General features: G+C 70.8%; 4 protein-coding genes and 1 pseudogene. 2 read left to right on the top strand and 3 right to left on the bottom strand.

Going from position 1 to position 4,854, the window contains the following annotated elements:
- On the top strand, positions 1–939 hold a 939-nt coding region (locus OZN99_RS25545), incomplete at its 5' end, for an aldehyde dehydrogenase family protein (protein ID WP_270938053.1).
- A 7-nt stretch (positions 940–946) separates the two neighbouring features.
- Here OZN99_RS25545 and OZN99_RS25540 read toward each other — a convergent pair.
- From OZN99_RS25540 to OZN99_RS25530, 3 genes are all read right to left on the bottom strand, one after another.
- Positions 947–1,849, bottom strand: coding sequence for a glycosyltransferase family 2 protein (locus OZN99_RS25540; RefSeq protein WP_270938052.1), 903 nt, complete (start codon positions 1,847–1,849; stop codon positions 947–949).
- A complete protein-coding gene (locus tag OZN99_RS25535) occupies positions 1,846–2,976 on the bottom strand; it encodes a glycosyltransferase family 4 protein (protein WP_270938051.1) in 1,131 nt (376 codons plus the stop codon). Before OZN99_RS25535 ends, OZN99_RS25540 begins: the two co-directional genes overlap by 4 nt.
- Positions 2,977–3,055: 79 nt before the next feature.
- Positions 3,056–4,501: a B12-binding domain-containing radical SAM protein gene (locus tag OZN99_RS25530; protein ID WP_270938050.1), complete on the bottom strand. Its 1,446-nt coding sequence runs from the start codon at positions 4,499–4,501 to the stop codon at positions 3,056–3,058.
- A 139-nt stretch (positions 4,502–4,640) separates the two neighbouring features.
- On the opposite strand from OZN99_RS25530, the pseudogene OZN99_RS25525 reads away from it, so the two are divergent.
- A pseudogene (locus tag OZN99_RS25525) lies at positions 4,641–4,854 on the top strand (YdcF family protein); the annotation flags it as partial.

Here is a 4,854-nt window from a genome sequence, read left to right as displayed (position 1 = left end):
ATCGGCGTGCTCGCCGTCCGGGCGCTGCGCGATGCGGGCGTGCCGGAGGAGGCGCTGCGCCTGGTGCCGGGCGGGCCGGAGACGGGCGCGGCGCTGGTCGCGCACCCTGCCATCGCCGGCGTCGCCTTCACCGGCAGCACGGCGACGGCGCGCGCCATCCATCGCGCCCTGGCGGCGAAGGAGGGCCCGATCGTGCCGCTGATCGCGGAGACCGGCGGGCTCAACGCCATGGTGGTGGATGCGACGGCGCTGCCCGAGCAGGTGACGGACGACGTGGTGACCAGCGCCTTCCGCTCGGCGGGGCAGCGCTGCTCCGCGCTGCGCCTGCTCTGTCTGCAGGCGGACGCCGCCGACCACATGCTGGCGATGATCGCCGGCGCCTGCGCGGAGCTGAAGCTGGGCGACCCGCGCGATCCCGCGACGCATGTCGGGCCGCTGATCGACGCCGAGGCGAAGGCGCGGATCATGCGCTGGCTCTCCGCCCTGCCGGAGGGCGCGCGCGAGGTGTTCCGGCATCCCGCGCCGGAGCCGGGGAACTTCCTCGCGCCGCGCATCGTGGAGCTGCGGCGGCCGGAGGACCTGACGCAGGAGGTGTTCGGCCCGGTGCTGCACGTCGTGCGGTGGAGGGCGGACGCGCTGGAGCCGCTGCTGCGTGGCATCGCGGGCAGCGGCTACGGGCTGACGCTCGGCGTGCAGAGCCGGCGCGCGGGCTTCGCGGCGCGCGTGGCGGCGGCGGTGCCGGCGGGCAATGTCTACGTGAACCGCAACATGGTGGGCGCGGTGGTGGGGGTGCAGCCCTTCGGGGGCGAGGGGCTGTCGGGCACGGGACCGAAGGCGGGCGGCCCCAACTACCTGCCGCGCTTCGCGGCGGAGCGGACTGTCAGCGTGAACACCGCGGCTGCGGGCGGGGATGCGGCGCTGCTGGCGGAGGGCGAATGAATTGCCGCTACTGGAAGAAGCGCCGGATCTTCCACAGTACGTAGGAGAAATCCGTCACCGCGCGCTGCTGGGCGAGCTGCGTGTAGAGCTGGATCTTCTCCTCGCTGTACGGCCAGTCCAGGTGGCGCGCGACGATGCCGTTCTCGAGATAGCCCATCGGCACGCCGAGGCTGGCCCAATGCGCCGAGGCGATGGCGTCGTCGCCGCCGATGAAGCCGGGGAAGTGCGTCTCGAACGGGACGGAGCGGAGGAGATGCACTGGGCAGGCCCAGCAGCCGCCGATGATGAAGTCCGATACGCCGAGCAGCACCTGCTCGTCGAAGCGGTGCTCTGGCGGGGCACGGTCCTTGTTCACCGCGGCGAAGCCGGTGCGCGGCGCGCCGTTCTCGGCGGAGGGGATCGCCAGGCGGCGGACATCGGCGGCGTGGCGGAAGCCGTGCTCCTCGCAGTTCACCAGGCGGATGCCGAACACCGCGTCGGGCTTGCCGGTGGCCAGGCGCACGGCGTGGAACGCCTTCTGCAGGTGCACCAGGAACAGCGAGGAGAGGAACTCGATGTCGTTGTCGAGGTAGAGCACCAGGCCGTCCGGCGGCAGGATGTCGCGGACCTGCTGGATGCCGCGCAGCCGGCCGACATTCTCGGGGTTGCGGTGCAGGCGCAGGTTACCCTGCGCGGCGGCGATCGCCTCCAGCATCTCGACCGTGCCGTCGGTGCTGGCGTTGTCCACCACCAGCAGCTCGAAGGGCATGCCGGCATGGCGGTAGATCGCCTCGATGCAGCGCTCCGTCAGCTCGCGCCGGTTCCAGGTGAGCATGGCGATGGTGACGCGGCCGAAGGCCTGCCAGGGATAGGTGGCGGCCGGGTCGTGCTGGAAGACGGCCGGGTTGAACTGCGCGCGCCGGTCCGTCATGCGGCCTTGTCCATCCTGTGCAACTGGTCGAGCAGGTCGCGGAAGCGTGCGGCATAGTCGAAGCGGTCGAGCTGCGCCGCGGCCTCGCGCGCCTTGTCGGACATCGCGGCCAGGCGCTGCGGCGCATCAAGCAGGGCGCGGATGGCGGCGGCGGCGGCGTCCGGGTCGTCGTAGTCCACCAGCAGCCCGGTCTCGCCATCCCTGACGAGGTCCGTCGCGGCGTTCATGCGGCCCCTGCCCTGCGCGAAGACGGCCGGGACGGTGCCGCGGCGCATCGCCTCCTGCACCACCATGCCGAAGCTTTCGTAGCGGGAGGGATGCAGCAGCATCGTCGCGCGATCGATCCAGGGGGTGGGATCGCCCACCGCCCCGATCCACTCGATGCGGTCGGCGACGCCCTCGGCTTCCGCCAGGCGGCGCAGCGGCGCCGGATCGTCGCCTTCGCCCAGCATGGTGAGCCGCAGCCCGGGCAGGCGCTTCATCAGCGGCATCAGTGCCTGCAGGTTCTTCACCGGCGTGATGCGGCCGATCGCGACGAAATCCGTGCCGCGGCCGTGCTGCGGATGGGCCGTGCGCGCCGGGAAGACCGGCGAGAAGACATGCAGCCGGCGGCCGCGGCAGCCGGCGAAGCGCTCCATCTCCCGCGCATGCATCGGGCTGGCGACGATGATCGCGTCCGCGCAGGCGGCCAGACGGCGCTCGAGCAGGGCGTATTGCGCCGCGTACCACCAGCCTTCGGAGCCGTAGGAGCCGAACCATTCCTGCCGGGTCACGCAGGACAGCGAGAGATGGATTAGCCGGCGCGGCCGCGCGGTCCGCAGGGCAAGGGCGAAGTGCGGATCCAGCGCAACGACCACGTCGGCTTCCCGGATCAGCCCGGGGTCCAGCTGCTGCGCCAGGTGGCGCGCCTTGTACCAGGGCTTGAGCCGCCAGCGGATGTCCTGCGGGGGGTCGAAGGGCGCGGCGCTGATCTCGCGGAACGGTGCGCCGCCCGGCGGATCGTCGCTGACCAGCGTGATGCGGTGGTCGCGCGCCAGGTCGGCGGTCAGCGCGCGCAGGATGGTGATGCCGCCTCCGACAGCGCCGAGGCCCTGGTTGTTCAGGAACAGGACATGCCGGCGGGTCATGCCGGACCGCGACGGCCGGCAGCCTGCCATGGCGTCGCGGCCGCGAGCATGAATGCGACGGCATCCATGCGCGTGGCGATCAAGCCGCCGCGCGCAGCCCCAGCATGCGCTTCACCCGCATGCCGAGCCGCTCCATGAGGCTGTAGCGCAGGTCCCAGGAGAGCAGCTCCTTGGCGCGCTTCACCTCCTCCATCGTCATGTGCTTCGTCGCCATGACGGGACGCGTGAAGGAGCCGAAATCCTCCCAGTCGATCGCGTCGGGATCGCCGAGCGCCAGGCTCTCCTTCAGCTCCTTGTGCATGGGCGTGCCGGGATAGGGCATGAAGTAGGCGAGCTGGATGGAATCCGGCTTCACCCGGCGCAGCCACTTGCCGGTGTTGCGCACCGTGTCCCAGCTCTCGTCGGGCATGCCGACGATCAGGTGGGTGTGGCAGCGGATGCCGCGCGCCTTGGTCCAGCCGATCACCTTCTCGAACAGCTCGAGCGACTGCGGCCCGTCCGACTTCGCGATGGCGCCGAACATCTCCTGATCGGCGGATTCCAGGCCGTAATGCACCTCGCGGCAGCCGGAGCGGTACATCAGGTCCAGCATCGCCTCGTCCACCACGTCGTAGCGGGTCTCGCACACCCACTTCACGCCGAGGTCACGGCGGATCAGCTCCTCGCACACCGCCGCGGCGTGCTTGCGGTTGATGGTGAAGACCTGGTCGCGGAACAGGATCTGCTTCACGCCGAAGTCGCGCACCAGGCGTTCGATGTCGTCGCCCACCTTCTTCGGGCTGCGGTAGATCAGGCGGTTGCCGAAGCCGAAGGGATAGGGGCAGTAGCCGCACTTGTAGGGGCAGCCCTTCGTCGTGAAGACGGTCGCGTAGCGCATCTTCTCGCCGAAGTAGTAGTCGCTCTCGTAGCGGCTGAAATCGAGCAGCTCGTAGGCTGGGAAGTCGACGAAATCGAGCGTCTTCATCGGCGTGCGCGAGGGTTGCGGGCGCAGCGCGCCATCCCCCCAGGCGCTGCCGCCTTCCAGCGCGGAGACCGGTTCGCCGGCGACGAGCTTCGCGACGTTCTTCCCGGTCAGCAGCTCCTCGCTCTCCTCCATGACGAAGTCGGCATGGCCTTCGCGCAGGATGCGGTCCTTGAACCACTTCGCGGTCGGGCCGAGCAGGATGACCTTCAGCCCCGGCGCGGCAGCGCGCGCCGCGCCGATCAGCGCCAGGTCGGGCTCCAGGGAGGGGATGTTGACGACGGTGACGAGCACGGCCGGCCGGTCGCGCGCGACATCGGCCAGGAACGCCTCCCGGTCGAAGGCGGAACTGGCCTGGCCGTCCACGTAGCGATAGGCGACGCCTTCCTGCTCCGCGACGCGCGCCACGTAGAGCAGGGTGGAGAAGGGGATGTCGTAGTAGCCGGGGTCGTGCCCGGCTACGGTCCGGTCGCTGGCCAGCGACGTCCCCATGCCGCCTGCCCATTCGCGGAAGACGTTACGTCGCGGCGGGCTCGGCAACTGCATCAGATAGGCGGCAACCATGATGGCTCCCCGGCCATTCGCATAACGTTTTCGTTAGCGTAGCCGATCATCGCCTTATGGTCGATGACCGACCAGCTGACCGACACGAAATTTGCGTCGGGTGTTTCCTGCCGGCCGCGGCCGGGCTAGCGCGTGCTGCGTGACCCAGGGCGACGACGGCAGGGCGGTGGTGGTGATCATGGGCGCGGCGGTGCGGCCGGGCGGCGTGCCGAGCCGCGCCCTGGCCGACCGGGTCACCGCCGCGCTGGCCTGGGGCGAGGCGCAACCCGTGCCGCCGCTCTATCTGCCGACCGGCGGCGTGGGGCGGCACGGGCCGGCGGAGAGCGCGGTCATGGCGCGGCTCCTGCACCAGG

Origin of the sequence: Falsiroseomonas oryzae, assembly GCF_027856955.1 — a bacterium.
Classification (GTDB): Bacteria; Pseudomonadota; Alphaproteobacteria; order Acetobacterales; family Acetobacteraceae; genus Falsiroseomonas; species Falsiroseomonas oryzae.
The sequence above is the reverse complement of the archived record's forward strand: the minus strand, read 5'-3'. Positions and strand labels throughout refer to the sequence as shown.

Excerpts from the sequence above, each read along its gene's own strand:
- OZN99_RS25540 (WP_270938052.1), bottom strand. The coding sequence starts at position 1,849 with ATGACGGACCGGCGCGCGCAGTTCAACCCGGCCGTCTTCCAGCACGAC.
- OZN99_RS25535 (WP_270938051.1), bottom strand. The coding sequence starts at position 2,976 with ATGACCCGCCGGCATGTCCTGTTCCTGAACAACCAGGGCCTCGGCGCT.
- OZN99_RS25530 (WP_270938050.1), bottom strand. The coding sequence starts at position 4,501 with ATGGTTGCCGCCTATCTGATGCAGTTGCCGAGCCCGCCGCGACGTAAC.